We start from the raw sequence: 19,178 nt of genomic DNA, 5'->3' as shown, positions 1-19,178 counted from the left end.
AATCAAACCTCCACTTTATAGCCGACGCCCCAAACAGTTTCGATAACTTTTTCACCATTTGTAGCTTCTTCTAATTTGTCCCGCAAGTGACTGACGTGAACCATAACTGTTTTGGCAGAAACAACACTCTCCTGTTTCCAAACTCGTTCAAAAATTTCATCAGCAGAAAAGACCCGATTTGGATGGCTGGCTAATAAGTAAAGCACTCCAAATTCTAGAGCCGTTAATTGAACTTTTTGTCCTGAATCTGTAACGACTTCGTGTGAATCTTTATAAATAGTAATTGGTCCAACTTCTAGTTTATCTGGAACATTTTTGGTTGCTTGTTGATTACTACGGCGCAATAATGAACGAATTCTGGCCATAATCTCCAAAGGATTGAACGGTTTCGTGACATAATCGTCAGCACCAGTAATAAGACCTTGTATCTTATCCATATCGGTCGTTTTTGCTGAAACAATAATAATTGGAATCTGCGAAGTCTTCCGAACTCTTTTAACAACTTCAATTCCATCGATACCAGGCATCATAATATCCAATACCATCAAGGCAATATCACTGTGTGCTGCCAATTGGTCCAAAGCTTCTTGTCCTGAATTAGCTGCAATAGGTTCATAACCTTCGTTTTTAATATAAATGCTGAGTAGCTCTACAATTTCTTTATCATCATCAACCACTAAGATTTTCATTTTTAAACCTCTCAAGCGTACATATATTTACAAGTCTACAACTAGTTAGTATTATACAATAAGATGTAACTAGATTACTAATCACACTAAGAAAGTGAGCTTCCATGGAATATTTAAAAAAGAGAATGAAGTTCTTATTGATCATTATTTTTTCGATTGCAATTATCGCTTTTGTCCAGTACGAAATCCACTTTGACAAAAATATCAATTTGAGTAAAGTTGGTTTGATCATGACGATTTTACAGGCCGCTGCCGGGGGCTATGGTTTGTATGGTTTAGTGCAATTTTTTAGAGTTAAATAACAAAATAGTCTCACTAGATAACGTTGCCGAAAGGAGATTCACAGCTACGTTCTAGTGAGGCTATTTTTTTCGAGCGTATTTATTTAATGTTATCAAAATAATTTTGGAGGATATCGACAACATTTAACAAAATTTGTTACTAAACTACTTAATTAAACCTTTTAACTTATAAAACAATGATGGAAAATTAGGGATTACTTTTTGACGAATAGTTTGACCATCAATGCCAAAACCCATAATTGATACGAAATTATTAACATCATCAACTGCCGTTTGGCTAACTTCTGAAATACCAACTAAACGGTCATTCTCATCAAAAACTAATGTTAATTTAGCTTCATAATCAGCTATTCCCAAATAGAAAAAGTTCTCTGGAGCCATCTTTGCCAAATCATAATTTTCTATTTTGTATTTAGCATCACTTTTCGCAGTATCCACATCAATTCCTGCCATCGAAATTTGTGGGAAAGTGAATGCTACCGAACTGATAATCGGATAATCTATTGCTTTTAATTTTGGATCGTTGATAAATTTACCTAAATACTCGCCTTCAAATTGAGCTGTAGAAGTCAATTTAGGAACTTTTTTATCTACAATATCACCCATAGCATAAACACCTGGTACATTAGTTTCCAAGTGATTATCTGTGGTGATGCCTCGCGGATTATATTGGATATCAGTATTTTCCAAAGCTAACCTGTCAACCGTTGGAACTCTACCTGTAGCGTTTAATACCATATCAACGGGCAAATCTAAGCCTTGTTGTGTTTTAAGATGTCTGTCTGTAAACTCTTGAACGCCTTGTTCAAAGTAAAATTTAGCCCCATTGTCCTCTAACTCCTTGACTAAAACATCTACATGTTCACTATAAAACTGTTCTAATGGTCGCTTAGTCTGCGTGATAATTGAGACTTCAGATCCTGCTGCTAAAAAGATCGTAGCAAATTCCATTCCAATGTAGCCACTACCTATAATAGCGATTTTCTTAGGCAATTCTTCTAAATTGAAAACATCTGTACTCGTCAAAAATTCATCACTACCCGGAAGTTTCAATTGTCTTGGCTTTTGACCAGTCGCAATGACAATTTTATCTCCGTGGAATCGTTGATCGTCAACTTGAATTGTATGATTATCGACGAAATTAGCCATACCTTGCAAAATATCAGCACCCATTGCTTGATAGCTCTTTTTCACATCTTCTGGAAACGGATCGATAAAATGCTTCTTAGCTTTAATCAAAGCTGGCCAATCTAATTTAGCAGGCTGAGAAATCCCGTTACCCAACAACTTCTTGGCCGTTAAAACAGTTTTAACAGTACCTTCTAAAAATATTTTTGGCTCGCAACCTTCATTCGGGCAAATGCCACCAAAGAGACCGCCATCTACAACTAAAATACTTTTATTTTGAGGTTCAACGCTGCTCAAAAGTGAAGCAACACTTGGACCTGAACCAATAACGATAATGTCATACTTCTTCATAATTATTTTTCCTTTTTGTCTTGATTCTTCTCTCTATCACGATGTTCTTGAATGTTACAACCTTCTGGACCACAAACTGCACTTTCATCACTACCAAAAGTTTCAAATACTGGAGTCTTCTTCTCGTCTTTATCCATTATTTCACTGCTCCTGTCTGGATTTTCTTCAAAGCATCAAGCATTATCTCGTAAGGTTGTGCTCCGGAAATTCCATATTTATTGTTAATTACAAAGAATGGTGCACCATGAATTCCTAATTGTTGAGCTTCCATTTCATCAGCACGGACTTCTTTTAAATACTTGTCACTGTTCAAAATTGAATCAACTTCTGAAGCTTCTAACCCAGCATCTATGGCTGCCTTAGTCAACACATCATGGTCAGCAATCGATTCACCATTGCTAAAGTAAACTTGATAAAAAGCATCGATTACTCTTTCTGTTAGTGCATCATCATTTTTGGAATCAGCTAGTTTGATCAATCGATGAGCATCTTCAGTGTTAGTAGGAATGGCATTTATCAAATCAACCTTCAAACCATCACTGGCACCCATTTGTGAAATCTGTTCAATTTGTGCTTTGGCTTGTTCTTTTGACATCCCATGACCCTTAGAAAAATGATCGAGCATATTTTCTTTAGTAGTCTTAGGTAAAGTTGGATCTAATTGAAATGATTTGAATTCTAAAGGTGTTTCATCATAAATATTCATTTCTTTCAAAGCCCGTTTCATTCTCGTTGAGCCGATGTAACAAAATGGGCATGCGATATCTGACCAGTATTTAATTTCCATAACTTATTTCTCCTTTAGTCTGTTGCTGCATCCTTTAAACTCTCTAAATAATTAAAAGCTTCTTGGGCTGCGATACCACCGTCACCTACGGCAGTAGTAATTTGACGTAAATGTTTTTGTCTCACATCACCTATAGCGTAAACTCCAGCAATATTAGTTTTCATATCTTCGTCAGTTTTGATCCAGCCTTTTTCATCAGTGATTCCTAAATCTCGAAAAGCTTTTGTCATTGGTTCTGTTCCGACATAAATGAAGACTCCATCTGTTGGTACAACTTTATCCTCATTAGTTTCTTTATTGTGAACCTTTACGCCAGTTACTTTTCGGTCGTCTCCCACGATTTCGGTAACTTGACTGTTCCAAGTGAAGTTCATTTTATCATTTTTAAAAGCTCTATTTTGAAGTAACTTTTCTGCTCGTAGTTGATCTCGACGGTGGACCACATTAACATCACCTGTCACATTAGCCAAATACAAGCCTTCTTCAATGGCAGAATTTCCACCACCGACAACTGTTACGTCCTTATTCTTGTAAAAAGCCCCATCACAGACTGCACAGTAGGAAACGCCTCGACCACTAAATTCTTCTTCACCAGCAATACCTAACTTTCTAGGCTGCGAACCGGTCGCTATAATAACTGCCATCGCTGTCAATTCGCCATTGTCTGTATAAAGATGTTTACGACCCTCATCATCGACTACCAATCTTTCTACATCTCCGTACAAAAATTCAACGCCAAATTGTTGTGAACTCTTATACATTTTTTCTGATAAATCTGGTCCTAAGACATTTTCAAAGCCAGGATAATTTTCAATCTCAGCCGTATTGTTCATCTGACCACCATAAATCCCCCGATCAAGCATCGCTACATTTAGATTAGCTCTTGAAGCATATAAAGCAGCGGTCATTCCACTAGGACCAGCACCGATTACGATGACATCATAATTTTGAGACATTTTCTTCCCTCCTGTTCAAATCTATTCAACAAATTAATTGAATAGTTAAATATTAACATGACTTTTTCTTTTGTCAATTCAAAAGCCTAAAAAAAACACCACTTCGAAAAGTGATGTTTATTGTTGAGCGACAAATTCACGCCAGTCATAATAACTTTCATTTAAACTGTATGCATTACGCCCTTGTTCATTTAATAATCTTGTTGCTTGATTAGTCAAAGCGCACAAGTGACCTCGACAATATACAATTATATCTTTTTGCGGATCTATCTTTTCAGCTTGATTCGATAATTGATCGATTGGAATGTTAATGGCGCCTTTAATATGACCAGCTTGAAACTCATCTTTTGGTCTAACATCCAACAATTGGACATCATCTCGACTTAACAATTTAACTGCTGTTGATAAATCTAATGTCTTAACTTGCTCTGAAATATCAAAACTCTGTCGGATTTGTTTCATAGCCAAAAGCTGATTTTCTCCAACGTCACGCAATAAGTAAAATAATTGTTCTACTTGTTTTGTAGCTAATTTATAAACGACGAAGTTGCCATTTTTGGTACTACTAACTAAATTAGCATCGCGTAAAGTCTTCAAATGTCTAGAGGTATTAGCAATACTCATACCTGATTGTCTAGCTAAAGATTCTACTGTTTTAGGACTTTGAGACAATAAATCTAAAATTTCTAGTCTACGATCACTTGATAAACCTTTGCCAATTTTGCTTAATTCAGAATAAAGATTATCTTTATACTCATTTGCTGCTTGATTCATAAAATTCCACCTTTCAAGCACAGTATTTAACTAATTGATTGAATGCTTCAATTTTAAAGGAAGTTTTATTTTTGTCAATTAATTACTACTAAAAAAACTCCAGTCTACACTGAAGTTTTTGAGATAATTTTTACATAAATGAACGATCATGAATACCCATTGTACGACGGAAGAAGAAACGAATTCCGTAAGCTACTACTGCCGCGATGAAGTATCCAATTGCGTTAAGTGCTGGATTAATTGATGTAGGTACAGCTGTCATGGCAGCCAAGAAAATAAACATGAAGGCTAAACCAACGACCAAGTATCCAATCGTAATTCCCCAACCAGGACGTTGCGACTTAGGACGTTTCATTTGGTTGTTGAACCATGTTAATAGCGCACCCCACATAGCAGACAAGACAATCAAAGTGATAATACCAGTTTGATTGTTTGGATCAGGTTTCTTGGTCGTTAAAGCAACGATCCCGTACAAGACACCAAACAGAGCAAAGAATAACAATGATGTGTCGATCCATGAAGCCCAGAATGGTGTTACTTTAGGCTTTTTAGTTGGATGAACAATATCTTTAGCTCTTTGAGTTACTGGACCATAAAGTTGGTTAGCTGGAATCCCTTTGATTTGATTGTCAACAATTTCTGGAAGTAACTTGTCAATAGCTTCTTTAGCTTCATCTTCTTTGAAACCATCTTCCATCAAATATTTATTGAGTTTAAAAATATATTCAGCATTTTTATTACTCAATTTTTTACGCAAATCGTCTGCACTTGCATTATAGATTTCCGTTTTAATTTCTTCTTTTCTTTCATTCTTAGCTGAAGCAACTTTTTGTTTTTCAGCAGCTTGCTTATTCTTCTCTCTTAAATCCTCTGACATTTTTGTCCCCCTGGTTAGACGTTAAAGCGGAATTCGATGATGTCTCCATCTTGAACTTCGTAATCCTTACCTTCAACACGTAATTTACCGGCTTCTTTGACGGCTTTTTCACTACCTAATTCATCTAGATCACTAAATGACATAACTTCGGCACGGATGAATCCACGTTCAAAATCAGAGTGAATAATTCCGGCAACTTGTGGTGCTTTCATTCCTTCGTGGAAAGTCCAAGCACGAGTTTCTTTACCACCAGCAGTGAAGAATGTTCTAAGTCCTAATAGCTTGTAACTAGCTTTGATAAGTTTATCAAGACCTGATTCTGTAACACCTTCGGCTTCAAGGAATTCTTTTCTTTCATCATCATCTAGTTCAGCAATTTCTTCTTCAGTTCTAGCTGAAACACCGATTACTTGGGCGTTATCTTTCTTAGCGTAATCTTCAACGATCTTGTAATACTTAGAACTTTCAGGATCAGCCATGTCTTCTTCCGCGATATTAGCTACGTACAAGACAGGTTTTGAAGTTAGTAGGAATAATCCCTTAACGATCTTTTGTTCATCTTCGTCAAAGTCGATTGATCTCACAGCGCCACCTTCTTCAAGCACTGGTTTGATTTTTTCTAAGACTGCTAATTCTGCTTGAGCTTCTTTATCCTTAGCACTCTTAGCAGCTTTTTCAACACGAGTATAACGCTTGTTGATACTGTCAAGATCAGCGATACTCAATTCCAAATTAATAGTTTCAATATCATCTAGTGGATCAACTTTACCAGTAACACTTGTGATATCATCATCATCGAACGCACGAACAACGTGAACAATGGCATCAACTTGTCTGATATTTTCCAAGAACTTATTACCAAGTCCTTCACCTTTACTAGCACCTTTAACGATACCAGCGATATCAGTAAATTCAAAAGTTGTGTGAATAACCTTTTTAGCAGGGATCAATGAATCGATTCTTGCTAGACGACTATCTGGTACTTCAACCATTCCGACGTTTGGGTCGATTGTAGCGAAAGGATAGTTAGCCATCTCCGCACCAGCTTTTGTAATAGCATTAAATAAAGTTGACTTACCAACGTTTGGTAGTCCGACAATTCCGGCAGTTAGAGCCATTATTTATTCCTCATTTCTTTTAATAAAGTTTGGTGGCATTAATTGAGATTTTTTCAAATAATGTTTTTCATTTTCTGTTTTCACTTGGTCAGCTTGCGTTAAAACTTTTTTGAATTTCTTATTAAATTCAGCCCGTGGGATCATGACAATATGTCCACAACCTAAGCATTTAACTTTAATATCCGCACCTAAACGAATAACTTCCCAGCGATTTTCCCCACAAGCGTGAGGTTTTTTCATTGTGATAATATCTCCAAGTTTAAACATACAATTCCTCTAATCTAAATGGATTCCTAATATGTCTAAAATACGATTTAAATCTTCCGTATTCGAGAAATCAATTTCTAATTTTCCGTGGCCGCTTCTAGTTTCCTTGACGGCAACCGGTGTATCAAATCTTTCAACCAATTTTTCTTCAGTTGCTCTAATAAAAGGTGATTTTTGAACAGCTTTCTTCTTCTTTTTGCTGTTGTGCTTAGATTCAGTAGCCAATTGTTCTAGTTGACGTACAGTCAAGTCTTCTTCAACAGCACGTTTAGCTAGACGATCAATTTGGTCCTGATCTTTTAAACTCAATAAAGTTCTCGCTTGACCCATTGATAATTTGCCACTTTGAACTAATTTCTTCGTTGCTTCAGGTAAATTCAATAGTCGTAAGTAGTTAGCAATGTACGGACGAGACTTGCCTAATCTTTGAGAAACTTGCTCTTGGGTCAAATTCAACTTCGTAATTAAAGTCTGGTATGCATCAGCTTCTTCAAGAGGTGTTAAATCCTCACGTTGAAGGTTTTCCAAGACGGCAATTTCCATCATCCCTGATTCACTTAATGGACGAACGATAGCTGGAATCGTAGTTTTCTTAGCTATTTTACTAGCACGGAAACGTCTCTCACCAGCGATGATTTCAAAACCATTAACACTTTCACGAACGATGATTGGTTGAAAGACCCCATTTTGTTCAATTGAATGTGCTAACTCGTTTAAAGCAGCTTGGTCGAAAGTCTTTCTAGGTTGATAGGGATTGGGACGAATATCATCAATAGAAAGATCAACGACGGTTTCACTATTTTCATCAATAGCTTCGAATTCAGAAAAGATAGCGTCAATTCCTCTTCCTAAGCCTTTTTTATTTTTGCTTGATGCCATTACGCTTTAACACCTCCTCGGCAAGTTCACGATAAGCTTTAGCACCTCTTGACTTGTCGTCAAAGTCGACGATTGGTAAACCGTAACTAGGTGCTTCCGCTAGACGTGTGTTTCTAGGAACGATTGATTTGTAAACTGAGTCGCCAAAATACGATTTCACTTCATCAACTACTTGAGCACCCAAATTAGTTCTGGCATCTAACATAGTAATCAAGACGCCTTCAATGGCCAAGTTAGTATTGAAATGCTTTTGAACTAAACGAATGGTGTTTAGTAACTGACTCAATCCTTCCAAAGCGTAATATTCACTTTGAACTGGAATAATAATTGAGTCGCTAGCCGTAAAGGCATTGGTGGAAAGTTGACCTAATGAAGGTGGACAATCAATCAAAATAATATCGTAATCATTGTCGACTTCTTCGATTCCAGCACGTAAACGTGTTTCACGAGCCATCATTGTCGTCAATTCCATCTCTGCACCAGCTAGTTGAATCGTTGCTGGAACGATATCTAGTTTTGGATGTCTAGTATGAATGATAGTTTTTTTTAACGGATATTCATTTACTAAAACATCATAGACATCTTTTTCCACGTTAGCCTTTTTAATACCTAAACCGCTAGTAGCATTACCTTGAGGATCAGTATCAACAATTAACACTCTTTGACCCAAATCAGTTAAGCATGCTCCCAAATTGATGGTGGTAGTAGTCTTGCCAACACCACCTTTTTGATTTGCAACAGATATTTTTCGTGCCATTTTATTCCCCTATCTTTAGAGCCGTTATAACGGTCTCTCAAAATATTTACTTATGGTTCACTTTTTGCCATATCTATATAATCTTATCATTTTTACAGTAATCTTTAATACTGTCTAGTTATTTCACAAGTGGTTTTTTTGCAGGCGTACCTGGTTTTCTTGGATATTTTTTTGGTGTCTTATTAATCTTTCCTACAAAAATAAAATTACGAATTCCTGCATCATTTGGTAATTCAACCGACTTTTGTTGTTTGATTTCTCCACCCAAAGTTTCGATGGCAAATTTTGCGACTTTGACTTCTTCCGGAGCTTTTTCAGACTTCATAGCGACAAATTGTCCACCAACTTTAACTAATGGCAAACAAAATTCAGTCAAAACATTCATAGCGGCCACTGCACGAGCCGTTACAACGTCAAATTGTTCTCTAAATTGAGCATTCTTGCCAACTTCTTCAGCACGCCCATGAACCAAATTAACATCTTCTAGACCTAATTTAGTAACCAAACCATCTAAAAACTTGATTCGTTTGTTCAATGAATCAACGATAGTAATTTTAAGTTTAGGATTGACGATTTTCAAAGGCAAAGATGGAAAACCTGCCCCTGAACCGACATCACACAACGTTAATTGCTCACTCAAGATTTTTTTATCGACAAATCCTAATTCAATCGAATCGTAAAAATGTTTTAAATAAACTTGATCTTCATCGGTAATCGAAGTTAAGTTCATAACTTTATTAGTCTCAACCAATTCTTTAAAATAAGTTGCAAATTGATTTTTTTGAGTTTCACTTAACTCAATCCCCTGCTTTGCCAAGGATTCAAAAAATTCTTCCGGTTTCATTAAACTACCTCCACTCGTGAAACACATGTTTCACACCCTTTTATCCTATATTATTGTGGCCTTTAATTCAACGTCAGAAAAAAGAGTTTTTCTATAATTTGTAGCAGTTACAATAATATAATTGTATTATTATCAGCAAAAAACCTTGGAGGGATTTATATGATCACTGTCAAACATACTAATGAACTAACATCAAAAGAATTGATCGATATTTTAAAAGAACGTGTCAAAATTTTCGTCATTGAACAAAACTGTCCGTATCAAGAAGTCGATGACGATGATTATGATGACTTACACGTTTGCTTGATTGAAAACGGTCAATTAAAAGCTTATACAAGAATTATTGATAAAGGAGATCACATTACTTTTGGACGCGTCCTAGTTGTCAAAAAATTTCGTAAAAATGGTTTGGGAGAAAAAATCGTTGCGGCAACAATTGATGAAATCAAACAAAGATTCCCTAAACAATCAATTCAAATTCAAGCTCAAGCTTATCTACAAAAATTTTATGAACAATTCGGTTTCAAAGCTATTTCTGAGGTGTATTTAGAAGACAACATCCCTCATCTTGACATGTTGCTTAAATTCTAAAAATATTTACCTAAGATTTACATTTTTTATATTTTCCATACATACTTTTTTGCTACATTATCACTGTTACCAATTTAACAAAAAGAGCCAGAAAAATAGGCCAAACTCAATTTCTCGAGTTCAGCCTACGCCCCTGCCAAGGAACTTAATTTTAGCACATATCGCCACATTCTTCTGGCAAACAATCACAATGAACGTGTTCGGGAGCAGTTTTTTCTTTTTCTTGTAAAGTTTTCTCCAGTTTAGCAATATCAGACTGACTAATTTCTAATGAATTGATCAATTCATTCAATACCGATCCTGCTTTATGAGCACAAAAATCACTGAACAAGCTATTAGCATATTCATTCATCGTATCTTGTTCAGCTACAGTTGAAGAATAAATATAGCGACCTTGTTCTTTTTTACGACTGAGAAATTCTTTTTTAGTTAAGCGCGTAATTAAAGTCTTGATCGTAGAGTCAGACCAAGTTTGTTTCTTTTGCATCAAGTTAATGATTTCTGAACTAGTCACATGTTTCAAAGTCCAGACGATTCGCATGATTTGCCATTCAGCTGAAGAAATTTCTACTTTCTTCTGTTCTTTTTTTGTAACAATATCCATCAAAAACGTCCTCTCTTAATGAGAACATTATATAACATTATTTATTAGTTTTTATAGTCTGTTTCTCATCATAAATTTCTACACAATAATTTTCTTGATGACAGTTAGGACAACGTAACTTTCTGGCACGACTATTGTGTGGTTTCAAAATCACTTCCCAGAATTTAGGTTTAAATTCAAAATTACAATTGGGACAAATGTAATTGGTATTATCGTAGTAAAAATACGAAACGTATCCAGCTAACAGAATGACTAATACGATAGCAAATACAAATGGCATCCATTGACCTTTGAAGATACCCCAAAGTAAGGCAGCAATTTCTATAATATCAATGATAATTCCTATAAATAGCATTTTGAAATGTACTTTACGCAAAGCTTTTTTGTTTTCCATGATTTTGTCTATGTCATCAATTGATTGAAGTGAGGTTTGGCTCATCATTGGTAAATCCCGTTTAATGTTTTCGACCAATTTGAGTTGTTCCTTAGTAGTCTTTAGATTATCCTTGAGTGCTTTCTCTTGTTGATCTAATAACAAATTCAACACTTTTGTAGAGTTGGGACTGTCGATAATTTCTGCGATAGACTTCAGTGTCAAACCAAGATTTTTCAACAGCAATATTAATTTTAGTTTATTGAGATCTTCAGCGGTATAAATACGCTTGCCACCAGTTTGAATTTTACTAGGTATCAATAACTCTTTCTTGTCATAATATTGTAAAGTTCTAACTGAGACACCTGCAATCTTAGCCAACTCTCCAGTTGTGTATTCTGACATAGATAATCACCTCCTTGAACTTAGTTATAAAGTATTACCTTAGGTTACCTGCAAGAATTTTTTAGCATAACGCCGCTATAATATTGAAATAGGAATATTTTATATTCCACAATTAATAACCTGTTTAATTGATATAAATTAAAAAATGGAATAAAATACTCAAGTACAAGAGAATTTTAGGATAGGAGGGAAAATGCCTACGAAGTACAGTTTTTTTGTTCAACCACAAGTTAATCAGAGTACCAATACTCTATTTGGATATGAAGTCCTTTTACGTAAAGAAGATAACGGCAATTGGCATTTACCAGAAGATTTCACAGAACTTTCAATTGAAAAACAAGTAGGTTTGGTTGAAGAGACAGCTCATATATTAGCCAAGCAAAAGAATAAGCACAGATCCTTATCATTTAATCTGAACAAGGAACAAGCAAACGACCCACTTACTCTGGGAGCCATTATTGCTTTAAAGAAACGAATTGAGCCAGTCTCTTTAACGATTGAATTTACTGATGCTATGCCATTAATCAAAGTAAAAGAATACAGCTTGGTATTGCATCAATACGATATCGCCCTAGTGATTGACGACGTCGGGACGGGTTCTAATACTTTTGATAATATCAAACATTCATTGCCATACGTGGATCGAATCAAGTTTGCAATGCAAAATCTTCGCATGAGTGGTAATGCTGACAAAATTCCTGAATACCTATCCTTTTGGGTCCGCCAAGCTAGAAAGTACTGTTTAGATATGGTACTAGAAGGTGTAGAAGACTCCAAAGACCAAATTCTCGCTAAAAAATACGGCATCAATATTCAACAAGGTTACCTTTATGGCAAACCTTCAATGCCTTAAAAAAGACCAATTAGCTTATAAGAAGTTAATCGGCCTTTTTATTTTAGGCTAAAGAATCCCAAGCTGGTAATTCAATAGGATCTTGATTGTATTCAGATAATTCAGCAGCTGTTAAATATTTTTTATTGATAATTACTTCGTAGACGTAATCCTCAAACCACTTCTTATCCATCATGTAGTAGCCATTTTCGCCGTTGTCGCTACCCCAAGAATTTTCAACTTTGTAGCGATTAGCAAATCCATTAACTAAGTTGACCCCAGTAATAGTCATGGCGTGTGAAACTTGAGCTTGTTTGTAATCTAGGCGAAGTCCTTTTTCAATCTTAGAATCAATATTGAACAATTTATCGTATTGATACAAGTCACCCAATAAATAACCTTTCTTACGGTCAGATTCTTCAGAAACATCATTGCCAAACCAAACAGGATCATTGCCCTTTAATTGTTCAATCGTTAACTCTTCTAGGCGTTCAATTGGCAAATTCAAAAACTTATCGATTCGACCGCCAACAATATTACCAGATTCAGCAATTGTGTAGGCTTGATGATATTTCTTACTCTTTTGTGGTGAATTTTCTACGATAACGTAGTCATCCAAATTTATTGTAAAGTAACGTTTTAAGAAATCCTTTGGTGTGATGCTGTCTTCTTCAATTAATTTGTCATTATCCGTATGAAGTGACAACTCAAATTCCTTAGGTGGCATCCCAAATGAGTAAACACAAACTTTATAAACTTCCGAAAGCATTTCTTCAACGCGTTGATCAATTTTACCTTGATCTGTCTTATCTTGGACCATTTGACGCAATTCGATACCATTTTTGCGCAACATTTTATTCAAAACAGCGTTGAATTCAGTCGTATTATCAGAAGCTTGAGTTTCTGGCATTACATAATTAGGAACTACTCCGTATTTTTGAATCAAATTAGCCGCATAAACCCAGTAGCCACCGTCACCACTAGGATAACTGAACAATGTATTGACTTTTCTATCATCTACTGGCGAATCAGCTGTTTCTAAAATATTTTGATAGAAATAATTAGCCTTCTCTAGACGATCATAAAATGAAAGATAGTTCTGTGATAATTCAAAGTCTTTCAGGTTGTTTTTTTGAGCAAACTCAGTCCGCAAAGTATTCAACGCAGCAAATAACCAACAGCGGCCGGAATGCTTTTGATTAGATACCTTTCCTGTATCAACCGTAACATTAAATGATGGATTTAATAACGTCTTGGCTTGTGGATTTTCACTCGCTTGATAAATTCCTACTTGCGCTACAGCGTTTTTAAGCACATTATTAGTTGCATCTTGATTTAAGTTCTCATTAAAATCTGCTAAAATCTTTTTATTGATTTCTTTTGTCAATTCAATCACCTCATTTATTAATATTACAATATTCATACTATTTGGAGATAAATTATGTCTGAACCTATTAAAATTGCTTATTTGTACGAAGATTTAATGAACACATATGGAGACAGTGGCGATGTTAAAATCCTCAGCTTTCTTCTCAAAGAAAAAGGCTATGACACTCAAGTTGACAATATCAGTCTCGGTATGAAATTCAACGCCTTTGATTACGATTTTCTTTTCTTCGGCGGTGGCCAAGATTTTGAACAATCCGTTGTTTCAAAAGACCTCAAGAGACATCGCGAAACTATCAAGGAATATATCGACGATGATAACCCAATGCTTTGTATCTGTGGTGGCTATCAATTCCTAGGTAAATATTATGAAACTAGCAGTGGTCAAACGATCCCTTGTCTAGATATTTTGCCTTTCCACACCGTTTTTAAAGCTGACAGTCGTATGATCGGCGACACTGAATATAAGACCGAATGGGGTACTGTTAGAGCCTTTGAGAACCACAGTGGTCGTACTTATTTTGACGATAAGAGCGAGTTGAAGCCTTTTGGCCAAATGGTCGAAGGCTACGGTAATAATCCTGATGATAAACAAGAAGGCATGCGTTACAGGAACGTTATAGGTAGCTATTCTCACGGTCCTATTTTGAAAAATGAGAATGTTGCCCGAGCAATTGCTGATAAAATTATTGCTGCTCATGAAAAACGTTTGAGTGAAACTAGTAAATAAGTAAAAAAAATAACACAACCGACAAAGTTGTGTTATTTTTTTACAATTCTGCAACTTGACGAACCATTTCTAGCTCTTCATCAGTTGGAATCAACAAAACCTTAATAGCTGAGTCAGGACTACTGATCAATCCTTCCTGACCAGCTTTATTCAAATCCTTATCCAACTTCACATTGAAAATAGCTAATTCATTAATGATCTCTTGACGCAAATCATCATTATGTTCACCAATTCCACCAGCAAAAACTAAGGCATCAGCTCCGTTTAATTCTGTTAGGAAACTTCCTGCATATTTAACGATGCGATTAATAAAAACATCTACCGCTAATTTAGCACGTGGATCATTTTGTTCCTTAGCCTTGATTTCACGCATATCTGGTGAGATTCCTGAAATTCCGAGTAAACCAGACTTTTGGTTCAACATCATCATGATCTCGTTTGGATCATCAACTTTTAACTCTTGCATCAAATAAGGTACTAAAGCTGGATCCACATCACCGGCACGAGTCCCCATTGTGACACCAGTTAGTGGCGTGAAGCCCATTGATGTATCAAAAGCCTTACCGTTCTTAACAGCGGCAAGTGATGCCCCACTACCTAGATGCATAGTTACTAAATCAAGTTCATTCTTAGGCTTATTCAACAATTCTGCGGCACGTTTAGTTAAATAAGTATGTGAAATACCATGTTCGCCATAACGACGGATTTGGTATTTTTGTGTCAATTCATATGGCAAGCTATAAATCGCATTCTTTTCTGGTAAATCAGTGAAGAATTTACTATCGAAAACTGCGTATTGCACAACATTAGGCAAAGTTTTAGCCATCGTTTCAATTCCTTTAGCTTCCATCGGATTGTGCAATGGTGCGAAATTACTGAGTTCTTTGATCTTCTTCAATACTTCAGGTGTCACTTTTACAGCAGATTTGAAGGCTTGTCCACCTGCTACGACACGATGAGCTACTGCTGTGATTTCTGAAAGATCATTGATAATTTTCAAATTTTGCATTTCGTCAAAAACCATCTTAGCAGCAGCTTCTTGACTTAAATTATCGATTGTTCTCTCAAATTTCTGATGATCACCATACTTGATGGTAAAAATTGAACCTGGCATACTGATACGTTCCACTAAACCACTAGCCAAAATCTCTTCTGATGGCATTTCAAATAATTTCCATTTTAGTGATGAACTACCGGCATTGATGATTAATGTTTTTTGCATAATTTCCTCCCGTAACTATTACTAGCATACCTAATTTTCAGAAAATATGCTGGTATTTTTATTCTTTTTTACAACAAATTCTACTAATTGTCCAAAAATTTATTAGTCTTCAAAATAGCTGTTGAAATAGCTGGTGCTAAAATTATTGCTACGATCATTTCTGGTACCCCGTTTGTTCCCACAATGACTAATAGTAATTTATTCAATAAATCGGTTTGCGTTGCATAAGCTTGTGCCATGGTGCTGGCATACATTACTCGCATTAATCCCAATACTAATACGGTATTAGTCAACGATCCCATTGCTGACGCTACTGCCATCCCCAAAACTTTTTTCTGCGTATGCTGCCTGAACCATAAATAAATCCATCCAGCCAACAATCCCACGGCAATTCTAGGCAAAACTGCTACTACTGGATTAGTAAATACTGTCGTATCAATGATTGACGTTGGACTAGTAAATGCCCGGATTATCGTTCCAATGCCCCACACTAAACCGACAATTCCACCAGCCTTTGGTCCCAACACAATCGCTGCTACGATAACAGTGATGTGAATAATCGTAATATTGACGAATCCAGTTGGAATGTAGCCCAACATTGGAACCATCGATTGAACTAATATGATAGCAATCAATATGCCCAAAATTGCTGTCTTATAAGCCTTTCTTCTCTGCAAAATACTCTCCCCCAAATAATTATATTTTCTTAAGTTTACTCGATTATGAGAGAAAGAACAAAAAAAATAAAATCAAACAAAATGTCTGATTTCATCTTCAAATTTTATTCATTTTCAGCAGCATCAACGGCCTTGATAACAGCGTTTCTAAAACCATATTCTTCTAGAGCGGCCACTCCACGAATAGTTGAACCGCCTGGAGAAGTTACTTCGTCTTTTAAAGCAGAAACATTTAGTTGGGATTGCTTAGCTAATTTAGCAGCTCCGATAGCCATCCCAATGGCAGCATCATAGGAAAGTTGACGATTCAAACCATGTTTTACACCTGCATCGCTCAAAGCTTCAATAAAGACATCCAAGAAGGCTGGTGAACAACCGGCTACTGTTCCAAGAATTCCTAGTTGATCTTCGGGTACTTCGACAAGTTGTCCAGTATAACCCATAATTGAAGCAACTTTTTTCTTATCTTCATCAGTGAAGTCATTTGAATAAGTAATACCTGTAAAGCCAGCACCGACTTTAACTGGTGTATTGGGAATAGCGTGAGCAACTTTAACATCACTCCCTAAAGCTTGCTTCAAATGAGTAACCGAAGCACTACCAGTAAAAGCAACGACTAATTTACCAGTTACGATTTCTTTTAGTTCGCTCAAAACATTATCCAAAGCAGTTGCACCAACGGCAATAAAAATCACGTCCGCATCAGCTAATTGCTTAACTTTTTTTACCATTTGGAAACCGAGTTGGTCACACAAAAGTTTTGTTCGATTTGAACGTCCACCTTTTACAACAATCTTATCCTCATCAAAACCATTTTTGATCAAGCCCGTTATAACGGCTCCACCAATACTTCCAGCACCAATAAATCCAATCATGCAATCGACTCCTTTATAAAGAACTTCTTTTATTCATTATATCTTACAGCAAAATAGACGTAATTACGGTCTTTATTTATTATAATAAAAAGTAATTCAAGTATCTTCAAACAGAGGGGGTTTTTATGAAGACATATCGAACAAGATTTCAATTAAAATCTGAAGTCAAATCATTACTCAGGGGAAATTGGTCAAGAGGAGTTTTACTTTTCTTGATTCCATCGTTAGTATTCTGGTTTACTAATGAATACAGTAATTTCAACGAAAAAATTAAAATTAATTATGATACCGCTACAGTAAGCCCTGACCAATTAGTTAGAATGACAGCTAATTCAGGACTTATCAGCCTAATAGTTAGTTTGATTTTTTTAGTGATCACTTTATCTGCTAGTTTTAGGGGATTGGATTGGTTAGAAGATCCAAGTTTGGACTTTGTACCAATTAAAAGTAATTTTACTTACTTTAGAAGTCCTGATTGGTGGAAATTGATGCTAATTTACCTCATTTCCTATATCTTCTTAGCACTTTGGACTATTCTTTTAATCATTCCTGGAATCATAAAATACATGGCCTATTCACAAACTTACTTTGTTTATAAAGATTTGAATGACCGTGGTCTTGCTAATAATTACAAATTAACAGATTACATTACTAAGAGTCGCCAATTAATGATTGGTAATAAATGGCGTTATTTCGTCCTCCAACTTAGTTTCATCGGTTGGTGGCTACTTGGTTTTATAACCTTAGGAATTGGTTTCATCTGGATTTACCCATACTACAAACTAACTATGGCTAACTTTTACAAAGATTTGAAAGAAAATAACGGTGCAATTTTAGAATAGATTGCATCGCTTTTTTGTGTCGCTATAACGATTAAATTCATTTAGTATACTCGTAAACCACATCATGTAATAACTGAATAATTGGCATATTTGCTTTTTGATTGTAGTAATCGCCAAATCTAGTATCACTGATGTACATATCAACCAATCCTCGATGTGCTACTTTGGTATATTTAGGCCAAGTATACTCAAGCCATTGTTTATGTTCTTGATAAATACTTTTTGCTAGTGGAGATTTCATATCTGGATTTTTATTGAATTCAATCAAACTTTTAATTAAACTCTCTTCAATTTCTTGCATTTGGTGATAACTTTCCTCACTTAATTGAGAATACTTCTGATTCGATTCTTTTATAGTTTCTGAACCATATCTTTGACGAATTTCTGTACCATATTTAGTTTCATTTTCTGAAATCTTAGTCTTTTTAAAAGCTTCAAACTTTTCTGTATCTGTCATTTCAATTTCTCCTTGATAGTCTTTGATCGTCAAATCAATATTTGTTAGTAGAGTATTTATCTTTGCCTGTTCTTTAAGCAAGAGTTGCTTTTGTTTTTTTAAAGCAGCAATTCTCGAAAAATCTGGATCATCCATAATCTTTTTGATTTCCTGTAATGGAAAATTCAGTGACCGATAAAAAAGAATTTGCTGCAATTTATTTACGTTTTTTTCATCATAAATTCGATAATTATTTTCATTAATTTCACTTGGTTTCAACAAATTTATATCATCGTAATAACGCAATGTACGTGTTGTAATACCGGCCATTTCAGCTAATTTTTTAATTGTATATTTCATAAATATCTCTCCTAACAAAATGAATTCTATCGGTTGACGTTACGTTAAGGTCAAGTAAATTATGATAAAAATCGACCACTTTTTTCAGCTTTCCTGTTAATATAGGGGTTAACAAT

The 19,178-nt window shown here is 35.5% G+C and carries 24 protein-coding genes; 5 read left to right on the top strand and 19 right to left on the bottom strand.

Features of this window, described 5'->3' with window-relative positions:
• Positions 1-2: 2 nt before the first annotated feature.
• Complete coding sequence (locus tag FC88_RS11550) at positions 3-689, bottom strand: response regulator transcription factor (RefSeq protein ID WP_057815813.1); 687 nt, start codon at positions 687-689, stop codon at positions 3-5.
• A gap of 104 nt (positions 690-793) precedes the next feature.
• Between FC88_RS11550 and FC88_RS11545 the strand changes: the two genes are divergently transcribed.
• Entirely contained in the window at positions 794-991 is a 198-nt protein-coding gene (locus FC88_RS11545) for a hypothetical protein (RefSeq protein ID WP_057815811.1), read from the top strand.
• Positions 992-1,135: 144 nt separating this feature from the next.
• On the opposite strand, the gene FC88_RS11540 is transcribed toward FC88_RS11545, so the two are convergent.
• The 11 genes from FC88_RS11540 to rsmG all read right to left on the bottom strand — a co-directional run bounded on the left by FC88_RS11540 (position 1,136) and on the right by rsmG (position 9,729).
• The gene (locus FC88_RS11540; protein WP_057815810.1) at positions 1,136-2,470 is read right to left on the bottom strand and encodes a dihydrolipoyl dehydrogenase family protein; all 1,335 of its coding nucleotides are present in this window, start codon (positions 2,468-2,470) and stop codon (positions 1,136-1,138) included.
• A gap of 2 nt (positions 2,471-2,472) precedes the next feature.
• Entirely contained in the window at positions 2,473-2,607 is a 135-nt protein-coding gene (locus FC88_RS13280; RefSeq protein ID WP_267490144.1) for a hypothetical protein, read from the bottom strand.
• The gene (locus FC88_RS11535; protein WP_057815808.1) at positions 2,607-3,257 is read right to left on the bottom strand and encodes a DsbA family oxidoreductase; all 651 of its coding nucleotides are present in this window, start codon (positions 3,255-3,257) and stop codon (positions 2,607-2,609) included. Before FC88_RS11535 ends, FC88_RS13280 begins: the two co-directional genes overlap by 1 nt.
• 14 nt (positions 3,258-3,271) lie before the next feature.
• Positions 3,272-4,213 (bottom strand): thioredoxin-disulfide reductase, encoded by a 942-nt coding sequence (trxB, locus tag FC88_RS11530; protein WP_057815806.1) that lies wholly within the window; start codon positions 4,211-4,213, stop codon positions 3,272-3,274.
• 117 nt (positions 4,214-4,330) lie between these two features.
• Positions 4,331-4,987 carry an ArsR/SmtB family transcription factor gene (locus FC88_RS11525; RefSeq protein ID WP_057815804.1) on the bottom strand — a complete coding sequence of 219 codons (657 nt, stop codon included), beginning with the start codon at positions 4,985-4,987 and terminating at the stop codon, positions 4,331-4,333.
• Between the two features lie 130 nt (positions 4,988-5,117).
• The gene (locus FC88_RS11520) at positions 5,118-5,864 is read right to left on the bottom strand and encodes a DUF1129 domain-containing protein (RefSeq protein WP_057815802.1); all 747 of its coding nucleotides are present in this window, start codon (positions 5,862-5,864) and stop codon (positions 5,118-5,120) included.
• A 14-nt stretch (positions 5,865-5,878) separates the two neighbouring features.
• Positions 5,879-6,982, bottom strand: coding sequence for a redox-regulated ATPase YchF (ychF, locus tag FC88_RS11515; protein WP_057815800.1), 1,104 nt, complete (start codon positions 6,980-6,982; stop codon positions 5,879-5,881).
• A 3-nt stretch (positions 6,983-6,985) separates the two neighbouring features.
• Positions 6,986-7,249, bottom strand: a complete 264-nt coding sequence (locus tag FC88_RS11510; protein WP_057815798.1) for a DUF951 domain-containing protein — start codon at positions 7,247-7,249, stop codon at positions 6,986-6,988.
• Between the two features lie 9 nt (positions 7,250-7,258).
• A complete protein-coding gene (locus FC88_RS11505; RefSeq protein WP_057815796.1) occupies positions 7,259-8,128 on the bottom strand; it encodes a ParB/RepB/Spo0J family partition protein in 870 nt (289 codons plus the stop codon).
• Complete coding sequence (locus FC88_RS11500) at positions 8,109-8,885, bottom strand: ParA family protein (protein ID WP_057815794.1); 777 nt, start codon at positions 8,883-8,885, stop codon at positions 8,109-8,111. The genes FC88_RS11505 and FC88_RS11500 overlap by 20 nt, the downstream gene beginning before the upstream one ends.
• A gap of 118 nt (positions 8,886-9,003) precedes the next feature.
• The gene (rsmG, locus tag FC88_RS11495; RefSeq protein ID WP_057815792.1) at positions 9,004-9,729 is read right to left on the bottom strand and encodes a 16S rRNA (guanine(527)-N(7))-methyltransferase RsmG; all 726 of its coding nucleotides are present in this window, start codon (positions 9,727-9,729) and stop codon (positions 9,004-9,006) included.
• A 159-nt stretch (positions 9,730-9,888) separates the two neighbouring features.
• Here rsmG and FC88_RS11490 point away from each other — a divergent pair, with 159 nt between their 5' ends.
• Positions 9,889-10,320 carry a GNAT family N-acetyltransferase gene (locus FC88_RS11490; protein WP_057815790.1) on the top strand — a complete coding sequence of 144 codons (432 nt, stop codon included), beginning with the start codon at positions 9,889-9,891 and terminating at the stop codon, positions 10,318-10,320.
• 151 nt (positions 10,321-10,471) lie between these two features.
• On the opposite strand, the gene FC88_RS11485 is transcribed toward FC88_RS11490, so the two are convergent.
• Positions 10,472-10,924 (bottom strand): CopY/TcrY family copper transport repressor, encoded by a 453-nt coding sequence (locus FC88_RS11485; RefSeq protein ID WP_057815788.1) that lies wholly within the window; start codon positions 10,922-10,924, stop codon positions 10,472-10,474.
• A gap of 37 nt (positions 10,925-10,961) precedes the next feature.
• Entirely contained in the window at positions 10,962-11,702 is a 741-nt protein-coding gene (locus FC88_RS11480; protein ID WP_057815786.1) for a MerR family transcriptional regulator, read from the bottom strand.
• A gap of 193 nt (positions 11,703-11,895) precedes the next feature.
• Here FC88_RS11480 and FC88_RS11475 point away from each other — a divergent pair, with 193 nt between their 5' ends.
• A complete protein-coding gene (locus FC88_RS11475; protein WP_057815784.1) occupies positions 11,896-12,555 on the top strand; it encodes an EAL domain-containing protein in 660 nt (219 codons plus the stop codon).
• A gap of 43 nt (positions 12,556-12,598) precedes the next feature.
• On the opposite strand, the gene FC88_RS11470 is transcribed toward FC88_RS11475, so the two are convergent.
• The gene (locus FC88_RS11470) at positions 12,599-13,930 is read right to left on the bottom strand and encodes a C1 family peptidase (RefSeq protein WP_235526936.1); all 1,332 of its coding nucleotides are present in this window, start codon (positions 13,928-13,930) and stop codon (positions 12,599-12,601) included.
• Between the two features lie 45 nt (positions 13,931-13,975).
• Between FC88_RS11470 and FC88_RS11465 the strand changes: the two genes are divergently transcribed.
• The gene (locus FC88_RS11465; RefSeq protein ID WP_057815780.1) at positions 13,976-14,650 is read left to right on the top strand and encodes a type 1 glutamine amidotransferase; all 675 of its coding nucleotides are present in this window, start codon (positions 13,976-13,978) and stop codon (positions 14,648-14,650) included.
• 40 nt (positions 14,651-14,690) lie between these two features.
• On the opposite strand, the gene FC88_RS11460 is transcribed toward FC88_RS11465, so the two are convergent.
• The 3 genes from FC88_RS11460 to proC all read right to left on the bottom strand — a co-directional run bounded on the left by FC88_RS11460 (position 14,691) and on the right by proC (position 17,424).
• Positions 14,691-15,872, bottom strand: coding sequence for an acetate/propionate family kinase (locus FC88_RS11460; protein ID WP_057815778.1), 1,182 nt, complete (start codon positions 15,870-15,872; stop codon positions 14,691-14,693).
• Between the two features lie 83 nt (positions 15,873-15,955).
• Positions 15,956-16,552: an ECF transporter S component gene (locus FC88_RS11455; RefSeq protein ID WP_420838812.1), complete on the bottom strand. Its 597-nt coding sequence runs from the start codon at positions 16,550-16,552 to the stop codon at positions 15,956-15,958.
• A 101-nt stretch (positions 16,553-16,653) separates the two neighbouring features.
• On the bottom strand, positions 16,654-17,424 hold the full coding sequence (gene proC, locus FC88_RS11450; RefSeq protein ID WP_057815774.1) for a pyrroline-5-carboxylate reductase: 771 nt from the start codon (positions 17,422-17,424) through the stop codon (positions 16,654-16,656).
• A gap of 125 nt (positions 17,425-17,549) precedes the next feature.
• On the opposite strand from proC, the gene FC88_RS11445 reads away from it, so the two are divergent.
• Positions 17,550-18,266 (top strand): DUF975 family protein, encoded by a 717-nt coding sequence (locus tag FC88_RS11445; protein WP_057815772.1) that lies wholly within the window; start codon positions 17,550-17,552, stop codon positions 18,264-18,266.
• A gap of 37 nt (positions 18,267-18,303) precedes the next feature.
• Here FC88_RS11445 and FC88_RS11440 read toward each other — a convergent pair whose 3' ends face one another.
• Positions 18,304-19,062, bottom strand: a complete 759-nt coding sequence (locus FC88_RS11440) for a MerR family transcriptional regulator (protein WP_057815770.1) — start codon at positions 19,060-19,062, stop codon at positions 18,304-18,306.
• Between the last annotated feature and the right edge of the window lie 116 nt (positions 19,063-19,178).

Source organism: Companilactobacillus futsaii JCM 17355, from assembly GCF_001435505.1.
Taxonomy (GTDB): Bacteria; Bacillota; Bacilli; order Lactobacillales; family Lactobacillaceae; genus Companilactobacillus; species Companilactobacillus futsaii.
Note: the sequence above shows the minus strand (reverse complement) of the source record. Positions and strands in the feature narration are given on the sequence as shown.

What these genes read in the sequence shown, in the direction of transcription:
- FC88_RS11490 (WP_057815790.1), top strand. Translation starts at nt 9,889, where the DNA reads ATGATCACTGTCAAACATACTAATGAACTAACATCAAAAGAATTGATC.
- FC88_RS11535 (WP_057815808.1), bottom strand. Translation starts at nt 3,257, where the DNA reads ATGGAAATTAAATACTGGTCAGATATCGCATGCCCATTTTGTTACATC.
- FC88_RS13280 (WP_267490144.1), bottom strand. Translation starts at nt 2,607, where the DNA reads ATGGATAAAGACGAGAAGAAGACTCCAGTATTTGAAACTTTTGGTAGT.
- rsmG (WP_057815792.1), bottom strand. Translation starts at nt 9,729, where the DNA reads ATGAAACCGGAAGAATTTTTTGAATCCTTGGCAAAGCAGGGGATTGAG.
- FC88_RS11475 (WP_057815784.1), top strand. Translation starts at nt 11,896, where the DNA reads ATGCCTACGAAGTACAGTTTTTTTGTTCAACCACAAGTTAATCAGAGT.
- FC88_RS11480 (WP_057815786.1), bottom strand. Translation starts at nt 11,702, where the DNA reads ATGTCAGAATACACAACTGGAGAGTTGGCTAAGATTGCAGGTGTCTCA.
- FC88_RS11485 (WP_057815788.1), bottom strand. Translation starts at nt 10,924, where the DNA reads ATGGATATTGTTACAAAAAAAGAACAGAAGAAAGTAGAAATTTCTTCA.
- FC88_RS11505 (WP_057815796.1), bottom strand. Translation starts at nt 8,128, where the DNA reads ATGGCATCAAGCAAAAATAAAAAAGGCTTAGGAAGAGGAATTGACGCT.
- FC88_RS11510 (WP_057815798.1), bottom strand. Translation starts at nt 7,249, where the DNA reads ATGTTTAAACTTGGAGATATTATCACAATGAAAAAACCTCACGCTTGT.
- FC88_RS11545 (WP_057815811.1), top strand. Translation starts at nt 794, where the DNA reads ATGGAATATTTAAAAAAGAGAATGAAGTTCTTATTGATCATTATTTTT.
- FC88_RS11540 (WP_057815810.1), bottom strand. Translation starts at nt 2,470, where the DNA reads ATGAAGAAGTATGACATTATCGTTATTGGTTCAGGTCCAAGTGTTGCT.
- trxB (WP_057815806.1), bottom strand. Translation starts at nt 4,213, where the DNA reads ATGTCTCAAAATTATGATGTCATCGTAATCGGTGCTGGTCCTAGTGGA.
- proC (WP_057815774.1), bottom strand. Translation starts at nt 17,424, where the DNA reads ATGATTGGATTTATTGGTGCTGGAAGTATTGGTGGAGCCGTTATAACG.
- FC88_RS11445 (WP_057815772.1), top strand. Translation starts at nt 17,550, where the DNA reads ATGAAGACATATCGAACAAGATTTCAATTAAAATCTGAAGTCAAATCA.
- ychF (WP_057815800.1), bottom strand. Translation starts at nt 6,982, where the DNA reads ATGGCTCTAACTGCCGGAATTGTCGGACTACCAAACGTTGGTAAGTCA.
- FC88_RS11460 (WP_057815778.1), bottom strand. Translation starts at nt 15,872, where the DNA reads ATGCAAAAAACATTAATCATCAATGCCGGTAGTTCATCACTAAAATGG.
- FC88_RS11525 (WP_057815804.1), bottom strand. Translation starts at nt 4,987, where the DNA reads ATGAATCAAGCAGCAAATGAGTATAAAGATAATCTTTATTCTGAATTA.
- FC88_RS11500 (WP_057815794.1), bottom strand. Translation starts at nt 8,885, where the DNA reads ATGGCACGAAAAATATCTGTTGCAAATCAAAAAGGTGGTGTTGGCAAG.
- FC88_RS11465 (WP_057815780.1), top strand. Translation starts at nt 13,976, where the DNA reads ATGTCTGAACCTATTAAAATTGCTTATTTGTACGAAGATTTAATGAAC.
- FC88_RS11550 (WP_057815813.1), bottom strand. Translation starts at nt 689, where the DNA reads ATGAAAATCTTAGTGGTTGATGATGATAAAGAAATTGTAGAGCTACTC.
- FC88_RS11440 (WP_057815770.1), bottom strand. Translation starts at nt 19,062, where the DNA reads ATGAAATATACAATTAAAAAATTAGCTGAAATGGCCGGTATTACAACA.
- FC88_RS11520 (WP_057815802.1), bottom strand. Translation starts at nt 5,864, where the DNA reads ATGTCAGAGGATTTAAGAGAGAAGAATAAGCAAGCTGCTGAAAAACAA.